At 66.5% G+C, this 17013-nt stretch carries 17 protein-coding genes; 11 read left to right on the forward strand and 6 right to left on the reverse strand.

Annotation, left to right across the window (positions count from 1 at the left end; genetic code table 11):
• Positions 1-9 precede the first annotated feature (9 nt).
• Positions 10-561, forward strand: a complete 552-nt coding sequence (locus CXY77_RS11475) for a hypothetical protein (protein ID WP_104089648.1) — start codon at positions 10-12, stop codon at positions 559-561.
• A 96-nt stretch (positions 562-657) separates the two neighbouring features.
• A complete protein-coding gene (locus tag CXY77_RS11480) occupies positions 658-1191 on the forward strand; it encodes a GNAT family N-acetyltransferase (RefSeq protein ID WP_092339105.1) in 534 nt (177 codons plus the stop codon).
• A 149-nt stretch (positions 1192-1340) separates the two neighbouring features.
• On the opposite strand, the gene arsM is transcribed toward CXY77_RS11480, so the two are convergent.
• On the reverse strand, positions 1341-2105 hold the full coding sequence (gene arsM / locus CXY77_RS11485; RefSeq protein WP_092339103.1) for an arsenite methyltransferase: 765 nt from the start codon (positions 2103-2105) through the stop codon (positions 1341-1343).
• A gap of 95 nt (positions 2106-2200) precedes the next feature.
• On the opposite strand from arsM, the gene arsD reads away from it, so the two are divergent.
• Positions 2201-2575 carry an arsenite efflux transporter metallochaperone ArsD gene (arsD, locus tag CXY77_RS11490; RefSeq protein ID WP_092339101.1) on the forward strand — a complete coding sequence of 125 codons (375 nt, stop codon included), beginning with the start codon at positions 2201-2203 and terminating at the stop codon, positions 2573-2575.
• Positions 2576-2595: 20 nt separating this feature from the next.
• On the forward strand, positions 2596-4350 hold the full coding sequence (gene arsA / locus CXY77_RS11495; protein WP_104089815.1) for an arsenical pump-driving ATPase: 1755 nt from the start codon (positions 2596-2598) through the stop codon (positions 4348-4350).
• A 10-nt stretch (positions 4351-4360) separates the two neighbouring features.
• On the opposite strand, the gene CXY77_RS11500 is transcribed toward arsA, so the two are convergent.
• Complete coding sequence (locus tag CXY77_RS11500) at positions 4361-4630, reverse strand: hypothetical protein (RefSeq protein WP_092339099.1); 270 nt, start codon at positions 4628-4630, stop codon at positions 4361-4363.
• A 48-nt stretch (positions 4631-4678) separates the two neighbouring features.
• On the opposite strand from CXY77_RS11500, the gene CXY77_RS11505 reads away from it, so the two are divergent.
• From CXY77_RS11505 to CXY77_RS11530, 6 genes are all read left to right on the forward strand, one after another.
• The gene (locus CXY77_RS11505; RefSeq protein ID WP_092339097.1) at positions 4679-6061 is read left to right on the forward strand and encodes a DHA2 family efflux MFS transporter permease subunit; all 1383 of its coding nucleotides are present in this window, start codon (positions 4679-4681) and stop codon (positions 6059-6061) included.
• Positions 6058-7044, forward strand: coding sequence for a Gfo/Idh/MocA family protein (locus CXY77_RS11510; protein ID WP_092339095.1), 987 nt, complete (start codon positions 6058-6060; stop codon positions 7042-7044). The genes CXY77_RS11505 and CXY77_RS11510 overlap by 4 nt, the downstream gene beginning before the upstream one ends.
• Before the next feature lie 184 nt (positions 7045-7228).
• Entirely contained in the window at positions 7229-8563 is a 1335-nt protein-coding gene (locus tag CXY77_RS11515) for a D-alanyl-D-alanine carboxypeptidase/D-alanyl-D-alanine-endopeptidase (RefSeq protein ID WP_233197359.1), read from the forward strand.
• Between the two features lie 19 nt (positions 8564-8582).
• Positions 8583-9173 (forward strand): isochorismatase family protein, encoded by a 591-nt coding sequence (locus CXY77_RS11520; protein WP_104089650.1) that lies wholly within the window; start codon positions 8583-8585, stop codon positions 9171-9173.
• A complete protein-coding gene (locus CXY77_RS11525) occupies positions 9170-9901 on the forward strand; it encodes an alpha/beta fold hydrolase (RefSeq protein ID WP_233197360.1) in 732 nt (243 codons plus the stop codon). The genes CXY77_RS11520 and CXY77_RS11525 overlap by 4 nt, the downstream gene beginning before the upstream one ends.
• Before the next feature lie 130 nt (positions 9902-10031).
• The gene (locus CXY77_RS11530; protein ID WP_092339091.1) at positions 10032-11474 is read left to right on the forward strand and encodes an aldehyde dehydrogenase family protein; all 1443 of its coding nucleotides are present in this window, start codon (positions 10032-10034) and stop codon (positions 11472-11474) included.
• A gap of 262 nt (positions 11475-11736) precedes the next feature.
• On the opposite strand, the gene CXY77_RS11535 is transcribed toward CXY77_RS11530, so the two are convergent.
• Positions 11737-13083 carry an MFS transporter gene (locus CXY77_RS11535; protein ID WP_092339089.1) on the reverse strand — a complete coding sequence of 449 codons (1347 nt, stop codon included), beginning with the start codon at positions 13081-13083 and terminating at the stop codon, positions 11737-11739.
• Positions 13084-13319: 236 nt separating this feature from the next.
• On the opposite strand from CXY77_RS11535, the gene CXY77_RS11540 reads away from it, so the two are divergent.
• Positions 13320-14597 (forward strand): hypothetical protein, encoded by a 1278-nt coding sequence (locus tag CXY77_RS11540; protein ID WP_092339087.1) that lies wholly within the window; start codon positions 13320-13322, stop codon positions 14595-14597.
• Between the two features lie 19 nt (positions 14598-14616).
• Here CXY77_RS11540 and CXY77_RS11545 read toward each other — a convergent pair whose 3' ends face one another.
• From CXY77_RS11545 to hpaH, 3 genes are read right to left on the reverse strand one after another with little or no spacing between them, the layout of a single operon-like run.
• The gene (locus CXY77_RS11545) at positions 14617-15351 is read right to left on the reverse strand and encodes an IclR family transcriptional regulator (RefSeq protein ID WP_092339494.1); all 735 of its coding nucleotides are present in this window, start codon (positions 15349-15351) and stop codon (positions 14617-14619) included.
• 59 nt (positions 15352-15410) lie between these two features.
• Positions 15411-16232, reverse strand: coding sequence for an HpcH/HpaI aldolase/citrate lyase family protein (locus CXY77_RS11550; protein ID WP_092339085.1), 822 nt, complete (start codon positions 16230-16232; stop codon positions 15411-15413).
• The gene (gene hpaH, locus CXY77_RS11555; RefSeq protein WP_092339083.1) at positions 16217-17002 is read right to left on the reverse strand and encodes a 2-oxo-hept-4-ene-1,7-dioate hydratase; all 786 of its coding nucleotides are present in this window, start codon (positions 17000-17002) and stop codon (positions 16217-16219) included. The genes CXY77_RS11550 and hpaH overlap by 16 nt, the downstream gene beginning before the upstream one ends.
• Positions 17003-17013 lie beyond the last annotated feature (11 nt).

Here is a 17013-nt window from a genome sequence, read left to right on the forward strand (position 1 = left end):
GCTGATGGTATGCATCTTCCAACCCTTCTAGAACCGCTCAGTTTCGAGACCGGCACCATGACCCGACCGCAGTTGCGGGAAGCTGTGGGCAAAGCGGGTGTGCAATTGAACGACTGGGCGACCGTCTTGCTCGACGACCCCATCTTCGACGGCCCGGAACGCGAGACCATAACCGTCGTCGAACACTCTTTGATCGAACTGGGGCTGGAGGACGGTGCTGTGCTCTCGCGCATCTTTCAGACAGCCCGCGAGGGCGGCCTCCACCTCTGCCCATCGGGTGCCGCCCCCTACCTTCGGTTGGCGCTCGGCAGTCAGAGGGCAGCTCCCGACACGGTCATGTCCAATGGCCACGCACCGTCCGGATCGCTCACCGTCGCCGCCCCACCGCTTCGATTAGAGGCCGCTTTCCCGAAAGGCTTCTACATTCGCGTCGTCGACGGCCAGCCGTGGCTGCGCGGTTACCGTTGCGACGACGAGTACGAATGGGATCCACACGACAGGTTCGTATTCACGTCGACCCGTTCATCGACAGCGGCCACGTCGATGCCAATAGCTTTGTAGTCATCTGATCCTGCCTAAGTGCTCGAACCGGCCACGGTACGTTGTGGCAGGACAATTTACCTGCGATTCGCAAGTGCTGCCGCCTAGACTCGACACGTGAAAGAACTGCTGACTGATCGTCTCGCACTTCGCCGTTTCACTACCGATGATGCGGACTTCATCTTCGACATGTACTCCCGATGGGACGTGCAACGCTTCATCGGTGTGAAGCCCCGAGTGATGGCTGATCGCTCCGAGGCAAACGAGCGCGCCGCGCGATACGCCGCATTCGAGCATCCCGTGCACGGGCTGTGGGCGATCACGGAGAAGACGAGCGGACAGCGATTCGGCGTGTTGCTCCTGAAACCACTACCCGCATCCGGTGCGGAGATGCCGTTGAGTCCCTCTGGTGAGATTGAGATCGGTTGGCATCTGCACCCCGACGCGTGGGGGCACGGTTATGCGAGTGAAGCGGCGCGAGCCGTCCTGGCCCACGCCTTTGTGATGGGACTCGATCGGATCTCTGCCGTGACCAACAAGGACAATGTCGCATCACAGGCTGTGGCCCAGCGCATCGGAATGACGCACAAAGGGACGACCTCTGACTACTACAACGCGGAGTGTGAGCTGTTCAGCGTCGAACGGAAGTAGGGAACGGGCACGACCTCGGCTGTTTGTGCGCGCTCGCTGCACGTTGTGCGGAAGCTGGCCCGTGTTCAAACCAGTGCCAACTTCTCAAAGGCGTGCCACGACGGGCGGGATAACCGGCCGCCTACCTGTAGCCGCAGAACCAGCCGCAGTCAGGCGTCGGAGGGAACGCCGGGCTTGACGGCCTTCACGATGGCTCCGTGCATTTCGGCGGCGACCTCGTGGGTGTAGTTCACGGCCCCGTCGACGAAGCCCGCTGCGGCCAGGGCGTCGAGGTACTCCTGGTTCGAGAGGGCACCAGCGATGCAGCCGGCGTAGCTGCCGCGCTGGATACGATCCTCTGCGCTCAGGTGGTTTTCGGCCACGACATCGGAGATGCCGAGGCGCCCGCCGGGCTTCAATACCCGGAACATCTCGGAGATCACGGCATTCTTGTCGGCGGACAGGTTGATGACGCAGTTGGAGATAATCACGTCGATGGTGTCGTCGGCCAGGGGGATGGCCTCCATCTGCCCCTTGATGAACTCGACGTTAGTGGCTTCGGCCTTGGCGGCGTTGGCCCGGGCGAGCGCGAGCATCTCATCGGTCATGTCGAGCCCGTAGGCGAAGCCGGTCGGGCCCACTCGGCGGGCGGAGAGAAGCACGTCGATGCCGCCGCCAGAGCCCAGGTCGAGCACAGTTTCGCCCGGGTGCAGGTCAGCGACCGCCGTCGGGTTGCCGCAGCCCAGGCTGGCCAGGAGCGCTTCCTCGGGGATCTCGTCGTCCTCACCCTGGGTATACAGCACCCGCCCGAACACGTCGCCGTTGCCGAGGTCGGTGGGCACGCAGCAGGACGTGCTCGAGACATCGCTCAGCTGCAGGGCGGCCGCCGCGTAGCGCTCGCGAACGAGCTCGGTGATCTCAGATTTCTCGGTCATCGGTTGATCCTCTCGGTAGGTGGCGGCACCAGCCTACTGCTACATTGATACTGATCGATATAGCGAGCGTGACTGAAATTTCGAGGGAGATCGACATGGCTGCCATCCGAATCTACGAACCGGCATTGTGCTGCGACACCGGCGTCTGTGGCGTCGACGTCGACCAGTCCCTGGTGGAGGTGACGGCCGCCGTGCGCAATCTGCAGGAGCTCGGCGCGGACATCCAACGCCACAATCTGGCCACCGATCCGCTCGCTTTCACGACGGATGAGACCGTGCGCGCTTTCATGCACGTCGTCGGTTCCACCGGGCTGCCGCTCACCGTCGTCGACGGCGTCACCGTCGCGACCGGCTCCTACCCCTCCAAAGATCAGCTGCTCGCCTTCGCCGGCCTGGCTGAGCGCCCGCAGCTCGGGTTGACCGCACAATCTGACAGCGGATGCTGCGACGCCGACTCGGCTTGCTGCTGACACCACGGACAGCTGACACCATGAAGTTCCTGCACAACCCGCCCCGCTTTGTGTTCTTCACCGGCAAGGGCGGCGTGGGGAAGACATCCGTTGCCTGCGCCGCCGCCGTGGAGCTGGCCGAACGCGGACGCCGCGTGCTGCTGGTGAGCACCGACCCGGCCTCCAACATCGGCCAGGTCTTTGGCCTCACCATCGGCAACACCGTCACGCCGATCGTCGCGATTGCCGGCCTGAGCGCTCTCGAAATCGACCCGGAGCAGGCAGCGGATGCCTACCGCGAACGCATCATCGCCCCGGTTCGCGGACTGCTGCCGGAGCGCGAGCTCGCGAGCATTGCCGAGGGGCTTTCGGGCTCTTGTACTACCGAAGTCGCTTCGTTCGACGAGTTCACCAACCTGCTCACCGACGACAGCCTGCTCACGACCTACGACCACATCGTGTTCGACACTGCGCCGACCGGGCACACGATTCGCCTGCTGCAACTCCCGGGTTCCTGGACCGAATTTCTCGACGCGGGTAAGGGCGATCCGTCGTGCCTCGGCCCGTTGTCCGGGCTGGAGAAGCACAAGACGGTCTACGCCGCGGCGGTCGCCGCCCTGGCCGACCCCGCGCGGACGCGACTGGTGCTGGTGGCGCGGGCGCAGGCATCCGCTGTGGCCGAAATCGATCGCACCTTCGGGGAGCTTGAGCAGATCGGCATTCTCGGCGGCTACGTCGTGATCAACGGCGTACTGCCGAATCAAGCTGGAACCGAGCCGATAGCGACAGCGGTGCGCAACCGGGAGGAGGCCGCGCTGAGCGGAATTCCCGCACGCCTGGCAGCCTTGCCGCGGGACATCCTCGAGCTCAAAGCGGGCAACATGGTGGGCGTCGCGGCGCTGCGCACACTGTTTCGGCCCGGTGCTGACAGAGCCGATTCGCAGACTCGGGTTGACGTGCCGGATGCACCGCTCGGCGCGTTCGTCGACGAGCTGGAACCGACCGGGCACGGCCTCATTCTCTGTATGGGAAAGGGCGGCGTGGGCAAGACCACGATTGCGGCGGCACTCGCCGTGGCTCTCGCCCAGCGCGGCCACGCCGTGCACCTGACGACGACGGATCCGGCCGCCCATCTGGCCGCGACCCTGCACGGGAGCCTGCCGGGGCTGCGCGTCTCACGCATCGACCCGGAGGAAGCGATTCGGGAGTATCGGGATCACGTCATGGCCACCAAGGGTAAGAATCTCGACAACGATGGCCGAGCTGCCCTGGCCGAAGACCTGCTCTCGCCGTGTACCGACGAGGTCGCGGTTTTTAGGCAGTTCTCGCAGGCGGTGCACGAATCGCGGCACGAATTTGTCGTTGTCGATACCGCGCCGACCGGTCACACCCTGCTGTTGCTCGACGCCACCGGGGCGTATCACCGGGAAATCGCCCGCCAGATGGGGGAGGGCATGGCGTTCGTGACCCCGTTGATGCGGCTTCAGGATCCGGCGCTGACCAAGGTGTTGCTGGTGACCTTGGCCGAGACGACGCCGGTGCTCGAGGCCGCGGGGCTGCAGGACGACCTCGTTCGCGCCGGAATCCAGCCCTGGGGCTGGGTGGTGAACAATTCCATCGCCGCAGCGCACCCGGAGACGCCTTTTCTGCAGGCGCGCGCCGCCAACGAGGCCATCCAGATCGACGAGGTGCACGCCCGTGCCGATCGGGTCGCGATCGTTCCGTTGCTGGCCGACGAACCGATCGGTGTCGACAGGCTCGCCGCGCTGACCGCCCGAGCGCCGCAAACCGCCTGAGTGGTCGAGGTTAGGCGGCCATTCCGGGGTGCACCTTCACGAAGGTGATGTTCTTCGTGGGGTGCACGGTTTTCGCGGGTGCCCGGGAGAAGCCCTTCGCCCCCTCGAGACGGTTCTGCCCGCGAAACTCGGCCAGGGCGTCGTCGAAGATGGCGTTCAGCTGGGTTCCGGTGAATTCCTTCGCGGCCCCCTCGGTGAAGCTGATGCTGATGAGTGAGTTGTCGGGAAAGTGCCGGTTCATGCGGATGAAGCCATCGGCATCCTGCTGCAGGGTGATCATTGGTCTAGTTTGACCTATATATTGCGGCCGGTGGAGTTAACTCGGATCATGACAAGTTCTTCGGCCGGCACCCAACGGCTCGTTCTCGTGGTCGCGGTGCTCGCCTCGTTCATCGCATTTCTCGACGGCACCGTCATCAATGTGGCCCTGCCAGCGATCACTCGTGAGCTCGGCGGCGGCATTGCCACCCAGCAGTGGGTCGTCGATGCCTACCTCATCACCCTGGGCGGCATCATCCTGCTCGCCGGTTCACTCTCCGACGCGTTTGGGCGTAAGCGGGTGCTGTTCTGGGGCCTCGTGGGGTTCGCCGCGGCATCCGTTCTCTGCGCCCTGGCACCGAGCGCCCTCGTTCTGATCGGCGCGCGTGGATTGCAGGGGGTGGCCGGTGCCCTGCTGGTGCCGAGCTCCCTGGCGCTTATCTTCAGCACGTTTTCTGGCGCCGGCCAGGCTCGCGCGATCGGCACCTGGACTGCCTGGACCAGTACCGCCTTCATCGCCGGCCCGCTCATCGGGGGTCTGCTGGTCGATCTCTCGTCGTGGCGGCTGGTGTTCGCCATCAACATCGTGCCCATCGCGGCGACCCTGTTTCTGCTGGCGCGCCTTCCCCGCGACCCTGCAGCGGATGCCGGCACCCGCGTCGACATCGTCGGCGCGGTACTCGGGGTGCTCGGCCTGGCCCTGCCCGTCTTCGCGCTCATCGAACAGGGCAACTTCGGGTGGGGCAGCCCGGTCATCCTGATTCCACTCGTGGTGGGCCTCGTGTGCTTTGCCGCGTTCATCGCACACGAGCGCCGCACCCGGCAACCGATGATGCCGCTCAGCCTGTTCCAGGTGCGCAACTTCTGGGTGGGCAACGTGGCCACGACCTTCATCTATGCGGCCCTGTCGCTCGGCTCGTTCATTCTCGCGGTGTTCCTGCAGCAGGTCGGCGGGTATTCAGCGACGCTGGCCGGCCTGGCGTTGCTGCCCGTCAGCATCCTGAGCATTGCGCTGTCGGGTCTTGTCGGCCGGCTCGCCGGACGGTTCGGGCCGCGGCTGTTCATGTGCGTCGGCCCGATCACCGCCGGAATCGGCTTCTTCACCATGCTGCGGGTCGATCAGAGCGTCATCTACTTCAGCAGCGTGCTGCCCGGCGTCGTTATCTTCGGCCTGGGCCTGACCATCACCGTGGCCCCGCTGACCTCCGCCATCCTCGGCGCCATCGATCCCAGCCGGGCCGGCATCGCCTCGGCCGTCAACAACGCCCTGTCACGGGTGGCGGGACTCGTCGCGATCGCAGCGGCGAGCATCATCGTCGGGCCGGTGCTCGACGTCGAGGGGTTCCATCGGGCCGCGATTGCCACCGGAATTCTGCTGGTTGGCGGCGGAATCGTGTCGGGCCTCGGCATCCAGAACGCAATGTCGGCGCCCGTGGATAAACTGCAGGCATGACGGCTCTCATTCGCTGGGGAATCCTGGCCACCGGCGGCATCGCCCACCTGTTCACCAACGACCTCGTGCAGAACGGCCATACGGTGCAGGCGGTCGGATCGCGCAGCCAGGCCTCAGCGCATTCCTTCGCTGCCGAATTCTCCATTCCCACCGCGCACTCCAGCTACGCCGATCTCGTGAACGACCCCGAGGTCGACGTCATCTACGTGTCGACCCCGCACCCCTTCCACGCTGAGCATGCACGTCTCGCGCTGAACGCCGGCAAGCACGTGCTCATCGAGAAGCCGTTTGCGCTCAATGCTCGTGAAGCCCGCCAGATAGTCGATCTCGCAGTGAGCCGCGGATTGCTGGTGATGGAAGCCATGTGGACGCGGTTTCTGCCGCACATGGCCCGTATTCGCGAGGTTCTCGCCGCCGGAACGCTCGGTGACGTGCGCAGCCTGCTCGCCGACCACACCCAAGATCTACCCGACAATCCGGCGCATCGGCTGAACTCGCTCGCCCTCGGCGGCGGCGCGCTGCTCGACCTCGGCGTCTACCCGGTGAACTTCGCGCACGCCGTGTTCGGGGTGCCCGACACAATTCTGGCCAGCGCCTCGTTCAAAGCCACCGGAGCGGATGCCCAGATCGCCACCATCTTTCGCTACGCCGGCGGTCAGATCGCCACGACGTTCTCGGCCAGCGACACCCTCGGCCCCACCACGGCCTCCATCATTGGCACGCTGGGGCGCATCGATATCAACTCGGTGTGGTACTCGCCGACCGAATTTCGGGTGCTGGATAATCTCGGCGCGGTGCTCGAGACCTTTGTGCCGGCCGAGTTCGCTGGCCGCGGCATGCACTTCGAAGCGGTCGAGGTCGAGGCGCTGATTCGGGCCGGCAGAATCTCGAGCGACATCATGCCGGCCGAAGAATCCGTTGCGATCCTGGAGACCCTCGATTCCGTGCGCGCCCAGATCGGCTTGCGCTACCCGGGCGAATAGCCTGCCCGAGGCCAGTCGGATACCATACGGAGGTGGACGAACCAGTGCAGACACCCGAACCCGCCACGGCTTCTACGGCCCCGCGCGGCGGCATCGCGGCCGTCTTCTCCCAGCATCGCCGGGCGTGGCTGATCGCCGCCGGCGCCCTGGTGTTCGTACTGCTGAGCAGTGGAGCAGTGGAGCAGTGTTCGCTGGAACGCAGACCGGCGGGAACGAGCCGGCTGCGGCATCCGCTGTTTCATCGTCGACGGCCACTCCGAGCCCGACGCCCACGGTGGATCCGGCCCGGCCGGTGCCCGCCGAGGCAACGACGGCTAGCCGTCTGCGCACCTGCTCGGTCGCCGGGCTCGCTGCCGACACGCGCCTCGCCGATTTTCAGGCGCAGGTCGTCAACGCCACCACCGGCGAAGTTCTGTTCGACCGCGGCGGCACGACGTCGTCCCGCACGGCGAGCGTCATGAAGGTACTCACCTCGGCCGCCGCGCTCAACGTGCTGGGCAGCGACTACCGCGCCACCACCCGCGTCGTGAAGGGCGCCGAACCCGGCCAGATCGTGCTCGTCGGCGGCGGAGACCTGACACTGTCGCGCCTGCCCACAGGCCAGGAGCCGTTCTATACCGGGGCAGCCCACCTCGACGACCTCGCCACCCAGACCATGGTCGCCTGGGCCGCCGACCCGGCCAACCCGCCGATCACCTCCCTCGTGCTCGACTCCTCCTACTTCTCCGGCCCCGACTGGGACGACGGCTGGGCCCGCACCGAACTCGGCCTCGGCTACATGCCCGAAATCACGGCCCTCATGGTGGACGGCGACCGCAACGAACCCACCCGCAGCACCTCCGCTCGCAGCGAAGACCCGATTGCCCGGGCCGGGCAGGCCTTCGCCGACGCCCTCGGTGGCGGACTCGCCATCAGCCAGGCCACGGCCCCGGCCGGCGCCGCCCAGCTCGGCGCCGTGCAGTCCGCGCCGGTGTCCACGCTCATTCAGCAGTCCCTCATCGTGAGCGACAACACCATCGCCGAAATGCTCGCCCGCCTCGTCGCCATCGAAAACGGTGCCGGCAACTCTTTCTCCGCACTGCAGCAGGGCATCGTTGGCGGGCTTGCCGCCTATGGCATCGACACGACCGGCATGATCATCAAGGACGGCTCCGGGCTCAGCCCGAACAACGCCGTATCGCCGGCCTACCTCACCGCCCTGTTCGTGAAGGTCAACGCGCGTGAAGGCAACCTGGGCGTACTGTTCGACGGCCTGCCGGTCGCCGGCGGTCCGCGCGGATCCCTCTCCTACAGCGACCGTTTCGCTGGCGCGAACTCCGCTGCTGACGGCGCCGTCTTCGCCAAAACCGGCTGGATCGACACCGGCTACACACTCGCCGGCGTCATCCACTCCGCCGACGGCACCCCGCTTACCTTCGCTATTTACGCCATTGGCAACGTGAGTTCGAATGCGAAAATCGCCATCGACACCCTGACCACCGGCTTTTTCCACTGCGGCGATAATCTGTCCAACAACTGACCATTCGTAAGGAGAACTCGTGACCCGTGCACTATTCATCATCGACGTTCAGAACGATTTCACCGAGGGCGGTGCGCTCGGGGTTGACGGCGGTAGCGCGGTCGCGGCGGGCGTGAGCGCGCTGCTGGCTGATCATGGTGGCGCCTATAAATACGTCTTCGCCTCGCGCGACTGGCACGACATCGGCAACGACAACGGCGGTCACTTCGCCCGCGACGCTGCTCCCGACTACGTCACGACCTGGCCGGTGCACTGTGTGGCTGGAACTGCGGGCGCCGAATATCACAAAGCTCTCACACCGGATGCGGTGACCTTTCACATTCGCAAGGGCCAGGGCAAGCCCGCGTACTCCATCTTCGAGGGCACCACCGAGGCCGGGCAGACCGTGGGCGCACTGCTCAGCGAGCACGGAGTCACCGACGTTGACATCGTCGGCCTCGCCACCGACTACTGCGTGCGGGCTTCCACCCTCGATGCCCTCGAGCACGGCCAGCACGTGCGCGTGCTGACTGACCTCGTGGCCGGGGTCGCCGCCGAATCCACCCAGGCCGCCCTCGCCGAGATGGCGCACGCCGGCGCGGTGTTCGCCGCGAGTGACGCCGTCGAGTGACGGAGTTCGCAAGACGGCTCGACGGTGTGCGCATCGCCTTCGACGCCACGCCGGGAGAGCGGCCGGTGCTGCTCGTGCACGGTTTCGCCTCGACTGTCGCGGTCACCTGGGGCGGTTCCGGCTGGGTGCGCGCGCTAGGCGAGGCGGGTCGCGGGGCGATCACACCCGACCTGCGCGGCCACGGGCGCAGCGACAAGCCGCATCGTGCCGCTGATTACGCGCCCCGGCAACTCGCCGCCGACCTCGTGGCCGTGCTCGACACCCTCGAACTCGACCGGGTCGACGTGATCGGATACTCCATGGGATCGCGGGTGGTCGCCGCCCTGGCCCGGCTGGCGCCGGAGCGCGTGCGGCGACTCGTGCTCGGCGGAGCGGGTCCGCTCGAACTGTTCGAGACCTGGGACCAGGGTGAGGTCAACCGGTTCATTGTCTCGGGTCAGCTGCCCGCCGACCCGACCATCGCAGCGGTTCTCGGCCCGGCAATCGCGGCCGGTGCCGACCGCGAGGCGCTGTTGGCATGCGTGCAGGGGGTCGCGGGTTTCACGCTCGACGTGCCCGCCGGCATCCCGCAGCTCTTTGTCGCCGGCGGTGCCGACCAGATCACCGCCGGGGTAGTCGCACTCGCGGCCGAGCGCGGCGCGCAGTACCTCGAGCTGCCTGGCCGCACCCATGTCAACGCGCTGACGTCGCGTGAGTTCAAGCAGGCGGCGCTGGAGTTTCTGGCCTGACCATCGGGCTCGTGCACGATGTGCGCGGGATGGCGAGTGGGTAGCGCTCTCGTGCAAGTGGATGTCGGTGCTCGCGCATACGGTGGAGCCACGGCGGGACTGAAGACGCCGCACTCAATGTGGAGGACTCATGACAACGAACGACACCCTGGCCACCCCGACACTCGACACCTTCGACGGGCTGCTCGCCGCCATCACTCCCACAACGGGTGAGACGCGCGAGATTCTCGACCCCGCGACCGGCGCGGTGGTCGGTCTCGCCCCGGTGCACACCGTCGACGACCTCGAAGCCGCCATCGCCGCGGCAACGCTGGCCCAGCCGGCCTGGGCCGCGCTCGGGCACACCCAGCGCAGCGCCGTCATGGTGCGCGCCGCCGACGCGATCGATGCAGCAGCCGAGGCCCTCGCCCAGTTGCTCTCCCGCGAACAGGGTAAACCGCTCAATGGTCCGAACGCGCGGTTCGAGGTGGGCGGAGCATCCGCTTGGCTGCGCACGGCTGCGGCGACCCCGCTGGAGTCTGAGGTGCTCATCGACGACGGCACCACCCACGCGGCGATCACCTACCGCCCGATCGGCGTCGTCGGCGCGATCGGCCCGTGGAACTGGCCGATGATGATTGCGATCTGGCAGATCGCTCCCGCGCTGCGCATGGGCAACGCCGTCGTGGTCAAGCCCTCCGAGTACACGCCGCTCAGCGTGCTCGCTCTCGTGGCAGTGCTGAACCAGATGCTGCCAGAAGGACTCGTCAGCGTCGTCTCCGGCGGCCGCGCGATCGGTGCCGGCCTCGCCGTGCACCCCGGCATCGGCAAGGTCATGTTCACCGGATCGACCGCGACCGGCAAGGCCATCATCAAGAGCTCGGCCGACACGGTCAAGCGCCTCACCCTCGAGCTCGGCGGCAACGACGCCGGAATCGTGCTTCCCGACGCCGACCCGGAGGCCATCGCTGAGGGACTGTTCTGGGGCGCGTTCATCAACACCGGCCAGACCTGCGCAGCGCTCAAGCGCCTCTACGTGCACGACGACATCTACGACGCGGTCTGCGACGCACTCACAGCAGTCGCCGCCAAGATGCCGATGGGTGTCGGAATTGACGAGAACAACGTGCTCGGCCCGCTGCAGAATAAGGCCCAGTTCGACATTGTCGCCGGCCTCGTGCAGTCAGCGAAAGACTCCGGAGCACGCGTGCTCATCGGCGGTAACCCCGACCTGGCGGCTCCCGGTTTCTTCTACCCGACCACGCTCATCGCCGACATCGACGACGACAACCCGCTCGTGCGGGAGGAGCAGTTCGGGCCGGCGCTTCCGATCATCCGCTATACCGACCTTGACGATGTCATCGCTCGCGCCAACAGTGTTGACGTCGGGCTCGGCGGTTCGGTTTGGTCGAGCGACCTCGTCGCAGCGCGCGCGGTCGCCGCTCGCCTCGAAACCGGCACGGTGTGGATCAACGCGCACGGCGCGGTGCACCCGATGATTCCGTTTGGCGGGGCCAAGCAGTCCGGCTACGGGCTCGAGTTCGGTGTCGAGGGCCTCAAGGCACTCGGCGTGCCGCAGGTCATCAACGGCTAACCATCCGCTCAGGAAAACAGGGCCCTCGCCACCGGCGGGGGCCCACTTCTGTGCCGGTGTGCCCGGGCTGGTGGTGGCTAATTCAGGAATGGTGAGCGGATGTCTGGGCCCGCCCCGCAAAAACCTGCGGCGGACCGCCGGGGGTCGCGGGAATTTCCTGAATTAGTCCCCGGGCGAGCAGGCTCGCCCGGCCACAGGGAGCATAAAATAACCGTGCCGCCGGGGTAGAGGCCGGGCGGCACGGTCAGGTACTGCGAGCTGGTTACTCGTGCGTGCTGATGCCCAGCGGAACCCCGCGGGTTTCCTTCACGAGGGTCACCGCGACGAAGGAGATCGCGGCGAGCACCATGAGGTAGACGCCGATCGAGACGGACTGGCCGGTCTGATCGAGCAGCAGCTGGGCGATCAGCGGGGCGAAGGCTCCACCGAGAATCGCGCCGAGGGCGTAACCGATCGACACGCCGGAGTAGCGCACCTGAGCCGGGAACATCTCGGCGTAGAGCGCGGCCTGCGGGCCGTAGGAGAGACCGAGTCCGCTCGCCAGGATGATGAGCGAGAGCGCGAACCAGACGATGTCGCCGGTGTCGATCAGCAGGAACATCGGGATTGCCCAGATGAAGAGAAACGCGTAGCCAATCTGGAAGGTGCGCACGCGGCCGATTTTGTCAGAGAGGATGCCACCGGCCATGGTCGAGGCGAGCCAGAACACGGCTGCAACGGTGCTCGCGATAAGCACCGGGGTGCGCTCCATGCCGAGTCCGCCGGCTTCGGCGGGCTTGGTGGCGTAGGAGCTGAAGAAGGCGATGAGCATGTAGCCGGCCGCGTTGTTGGCGATGAAGATGAGTGCGGTGAGGATGACCTGACGAGAGTGGTTCTTGAACAGCTGCTTGAGTGGGGCGGCAGATTCCTTCTTGCGGGTCTGCATCTCCTTGAAGACCGGGCTCTCGGCGACCGCGCGGCGGATGACCCAGCCGACGACGATGAGCAGCACGGAAACCAGGAACGGGATGCGCCAGCCCCAGCTGAGGAATGCCTCTTCGCTCATCGAGGTGGTCACGGCGATCATCACGCCGGTGGCAAGGATGAGGCCGACCGGAACGCCGATCTGCGGGTAGGCGCCGAAGAAGCCGCGTTTGTTGATCGGTGCGTGTTCAACCGACATGAGTGCGGCACCGCCCCATTCGCCGCCGGCCGAGAAGCCCTGCAGGATGCGAAGCACGATCAGGAAGATGGGCGCCCAGACGCCGATCTGGTCGAAGGTCGGCAGGAGGCCGATGAGTGCGGTGGCCGCGCCCATCATAACGAGGGTGAAGACCAGCATCGCCTTGCGGCCGATCCGGTCGCCGAGGTGGCCGGCGACGATGGCGCCGAGCGGGCGGAACAGAAAACTAATGCCGAGCGAGGCCCAGGCGATCAGCTGGGCGAGCGGCTCATTCTCGCCGGCGAGCGGGGCGAAGAACAGGCCGGCCAGCACGAGGCCGGCGGCCTGGGCGTAAATGAAGAAGTCATACCACTCGATGGTGGTACCCACCATTGTGCCGGCGAGGACCCGCCGTTCTTCGTTCCGTTTAGCGCTGGTTGCCTGCGTGCGCTCGGTCGTTAAAGCCATGGAATACTCCCTCGTATCTCACTGCGGTGCTGGGTCGGGTGCTGCTGCAAAGTGTGTGGATCGTGCGGAGAAAAACCGGCACTGGGGCAGTATGGCAGGAAAATCCAGGATTACCTACCTTTTGGTCAGTATTGTTGTTTTTTTGGGTGCCGGTGTAGCACAGTGCGTGCCGATCGGGGGCGTGCTGGAGCATGCCGGTTGCAGTACGAGGGGTGTTGAGCGGTAGTTTGAGGGGAATGTCTTCCCAGAAATCCGCCGTGAAGCGTGCCCGCACCGCGCTCGGCGTGCTGATCGCCGGCTTGATCGTGACCCTGCTCTGGCCGATCGTCACGGCCGTTTTCGTTCTCAGCGCCTGGGATCCGGATGAGACCTGCGCGCGGGTACACGGCTCGGGCGACCTCGTGCGCTATGACTTTTTCCCACCGCGCATGCTCTGTTCAACCGGGGGTGATGGGTGGGTAAGCGCGACCGCGGAGGGCGTGACCGTTGGTCTTTCCGTCGTGCTCGTGCTCGGCGTTGCGGCCATGCTGGTCGGGGTGCTCGCGGGGGTGTGGTTGGTGCCGAAGCTTGCGCCGGCAGCATCCGGTGTGAACTTCGCCTACGTCGCCGGGAGCCTGCCCTCGCGCCGGGTTCGTCGACTGCGTCGGCTGTGCGGGTTGCTCGCGGTGGTTTCCGTACTCTCGCCGGCCTGGATGCTCTACCTGGACATCGGCGTCGACCAGGGCGGAAACGGCGCGGCCGACCCTTACACTCAGATTCCGATCTACGTCGGGCAGCTTCTTGTCGCGGCCGTGATTCCGCTGCTGGCCCTCGCTGCGGGGATTGTCGGCTGGGTGCTGCGGGCTCGCGCGCGGTCTGGGGGAGCGGATGCGGCATCCGTTGCGGTCGCTGGATTGGTCGCCGCAGTGGTGCTGCTCGGGCTCACCCTGTCGCTGGGTGTGGGGGCCATCGCCAAGATTGTCGCGGCCGGTGAACGGATCGCACCGTCGGCGACCGACAGCGCCCAGATAACCGTGCCGCCGTCATCGGGCGGAGTGGAAATCCTGCCGCAGCCGGCGTCACCGCCCATCGAGCTGCCGACCGAGCCGTCGACGGCTCTGTCGGCAGCCGAGCTCGAGCAACAGTTTGCGGCGTTCGTCGCCCAGACGACCGCACGATTCGGGCCGGCCTATGCCGAGCCGGAGCGACAGGGGGCAATTCCCGGCCCCGCGCTCGACCTGGACGTGGCCGCCGCGCCCTATGCGTTCGACTGCCTGGGGACGGGCATCGGCTACGGCATGGAGCTCACCTTCTCCGGCGCCGATGCCGACGACTGGGATGTCAACTACGACGCCGCGGAAGCCGCGTACCTGCGCATCACCGAAGGCTGGGCCGCCGACGGACACCCCAGCGCCCCCGAGAACACCGAGTTCTACGCCGTCGCCGACGCACCGAGCATCGTGTCGCAGCTGCGCGCCCGCCACGTCGGATCGACCGTGCGCGTGGGCATGCAGAGCCTGTGCGTGGTGCGGTAGTCAGTTGAGCGTGGGCAGCTCAGCCGAGCTCGGCGACGATCGTGCGCGCGGCCGCGGTGAGCACGGCCCCGATGTCGGTGGGGGAGTGCAGACTCGAGATATACACGACGGCGACGGAGGCGGGTGATTCCCCGGGCACGAGCAACGGCACGGCAATAGATGACAGGCCCGGAATGACTTCGTTATGGCTCGAAGCGTAGCCGAGGGCAGCGACCTCACCGGCCTCACTGCGGCGGGTTTCGGGGAGGCCGAGCGCGGCCCACTGCGCGGCGCTCAGGCCAGACTGGATGGCGATTCCCGGTGCACCCCGGTGCAGCGGATGCCGCGTGCCGGGCTGTTGCGCAACCGTCGCGTGGGCCTTGCGCGGTTCGATACTCACGAGAGTGAAGATCTCGCCCTGGTCGAGCACCGCGACGAACGCCGTCATGCCGAGCTCGTTGGCGATACGGGTGAGCACCGGCAGGGCCGTGGCCTGCAGGTCACGGGACACCCCGCGGGCCAGGGCGGCCAGGCGCGGGCCGAGCCGCACCAGTCCGGCCGGGTTCCGAACGACGAGGCCGTGATCTTCGAGAGTGCGGAGGATTCGATAGGCGATAGATCGGTGCACGTCGAGGGCTGCGGCGAGTTCGATGATACTCATCGGTTCGTCGGCTTCAGCGAGAACCTCCAGCACGCGGATGCCACGCGACAGCGTTTGCGAGTGCGCAGCGGGTGCCGGCAGGGGGCTGCCGGCGGTCTCGGCGAATTCTGAGATCGACACCCTTCTATTCTCGCATTCGGCTCGGGTACTCTGCCGCTCAGTAACTCTGCCGCTCAGTAACTCGGTCGTGGGACCTCGGGCCCGGCCAGACCCGTGGGCCTGATGAAGGTGGCGGCGAGCGACTCCGAGGCCCTGGCGAGGATAGCCACGTCGGCACCGACGAGCACGAAGTTGGCCCCCGCCGCCAGGTAACGGTCGGCGGTCGTTGGCGCGAAGGCATTGACGCCGACGGGTTTGCCGATCGCCGCGACAGTGCGAATGCACTGCTCGACCGCGGCCACGATGTCGGGGTGGTCCTGCTGGCCAAGCAAGCCCATCGATGCGGCGAGGTCGGAGGGACCAACGAACAGGCCGTCGACGCCGTCGACGCCGGCGATCTCGGCGATGTTGGCCACGGCATCCGTTGTCTCGATCTGTACGAACAGTGAGATCGTCTCGTTGGCGCGGGCCAGGTAGTCGTCGATACGGTTCCAGCGGGAGGCTCGGGCGAGGGCGCTGCCGACACCGCGAACGCCGAGCGGCGGGTAGCGCACCGCGGCCACCATCTCGCGGGCCTGCTCGGCGGTGTCGACCATCGGAATGAGCAAATTTTGAGCGCCGAGGTCAAGGAGCTGTTTCACGATGATCCGATCCCCGATCGGCGCGCGCACCAGCGGCACGATGGGGTAGCCGTGCACGGCTTGCAGCTGGCTGAGCGTCGACTCGAGGCCGTTCGGGCTGTGTTCGGTGTCGATCAAAAGCCAATCGAGACCGCTGCCGGCGCAGATCTCCGCCACCAGCGCGCTGCCGGAGCACACCCACATTCCCATCTGAGGGCGTGCGGCGCCCGCGAGAACGTCGCGGAAGGTCGGCTCTGCGGCTATTCGAATCGACATGTGATGGCTCCCAATGGTCCATAGTCGGCGTGCACGGTGTCGCCCTGCTCCACCCACATCGGGCGGGTGAACGAGCCGGCCAAAATGATCTCCCCGGCCTCGAGGCTGGTTCCGTGCTGGGCCAGCTTGTTGGCCAGCCAGTAGACGCCGGCCGCGGGGTGGTTCAGCACAGCGGCGGCCACCCCCGATTCCTCGATGGTCTGGTTGCGATACAGCAAGGCCGACACCCAGCGCAGGTCGATGTCTCCGACCTTCACGGGCGTGCCGCCCACAACCATCCCGCCCATCGCCGCGTTGTCGGAGATGGTGTCGACGATGGTTCGGCCGGCCATCTCGATGCGCGAGCTGAGAATCTCGAGGGCCGGAACCACGTAGTCCGTGGCGTCCAGCACGTCGAACAGCGTGCAGTTCGGGCCGGACAGCGGCTTGCCGAGCACGAACGCCAGTTCGACCTCGATGCGCACGTTAGAGAAGCTGTCGAAACGGATGCTCGCGCCATTCTCGTAGACCTCGTCGCTGAAGATCACACCGTAATCGGGCTCGGTGATGCCGGTGGCGACCTGCATGACCTTGGAGGTCAGGCCGATCTTGCGGCCGACCAGCCTTCGGCCGGCCGCGATGCCGCGTTCTTTCCACAGGCTCTGCACGGCGTAGGCGTCGTCGACGGTCATGCCGGGGTAGCGGGTGGTCAGCAGGGGAACCGTCGACCGGGTCCGCCCGGCCGCGACGAGTTCGTCGGCGATCTCTTCAATGACTGACTGGTCAAGCATGCGCACTGCCT

Source organism: Cryobacterium sp. N21 (genome assembly GCF_002929575.1).
In the GTDB taxonomy this organism is placed as follows: domain Bacteria; phylum Actinomycetota; class Actinomycetes; order Actinomycetales; family Microbacteriaceae; genus Cryobacterium; species Cryobacterium flavum.

What these genes read in the sequence shown, in the direction of transcription:
- arsM (WP_092339103.1), bottom strand. Translation starts at nt 2,105, where the DNA reads ATGACCGAGAAATCTGAGATCACCGAGCTCGTTCGCGAGCGCTACGCG.
- CXY77_RS11530 (WP_092339091.1), top strand. Translation starts at nt 10,032, where the DNA reads ATGACAACGAACGACACCCTGGCCACCCCGACACTCGACACCTTCGAC.
- CXY77_RS11550 (WP_092339085.1), bottom strand. Translation starts at nt 16,232, where the DNA reads ATGTCGATTCGAATAGCCGCAGAGCCGACCTTCCGCGACGTTCTCGCG.
- hpaH (WP_092339083.1), bottom strand. Translation starts at nt 17,002, where the DNA reads ATGCTTGACCAGTCAGTCATTGAAGAGATCGCCGACGAACTCGTCGCG.
- CXY77_RS11500 (WP_092339099.1), bottom strand. Translation starts at nt 4,630, where the DNA reads ATGATCACCCTGCAGCAGGATGCCGATGGCTTCATCCGCATGAACCGG.
- arsA (WP_104089815.1), top strand. Translation starts at nt 2,596, where the DNA reads ATGAAGTTCCTGCACAACCCGCCCCGCTTTGTGTTCTTCACCGGCAAG.
- CXY77_RS11505 (WP_092339097.1), top strand. Translation starts at nt 4,679, where the DNA reads ATGACAAGTTCTTCGGCCGGCACCCAACGGCTCGTTCTCGTGGTCGCG.
- CXY77_RS11475 (WP_104089648.1), top strand. Translation starts at nt 10, where the DNA reads ATGCATCTTCCAACCCTTCTAGAACCGCTCAGTTTCGAGACCGGCACC.
- arsD (WP_092339101.1), top strand. Translation starts at nt 2,201, where the DNA reads ATGGCTGCCATCCGAATCTACGAACCGGCATTGTGCTGCGACACCGGC.
- CXY77_RS11510 (WP_092339095.1), top strand. Translation starts at nt 6,058, where the DNA reads ATGACGGCTCTCATTCGCTGGGGAATCCTGGCCACCGGCGGCATCGCC.
- CXY77_RS11540 (WP_092339087.1), top strand. Translation starts at nt 13,320, where the DNA reads ATGTCTTCCCAGAAATCCGCCGTGAAGCGTGCCCGCACCGCGCTCGGC.
- CXY77_RS11535 (WP_092339089.1), bottom strand. Translation starts at nt 13,083, where the DNA reads ATGGCTTTAACGACCGAGCGCACGCAGGCAACCAGCGCTAAACGGAAC.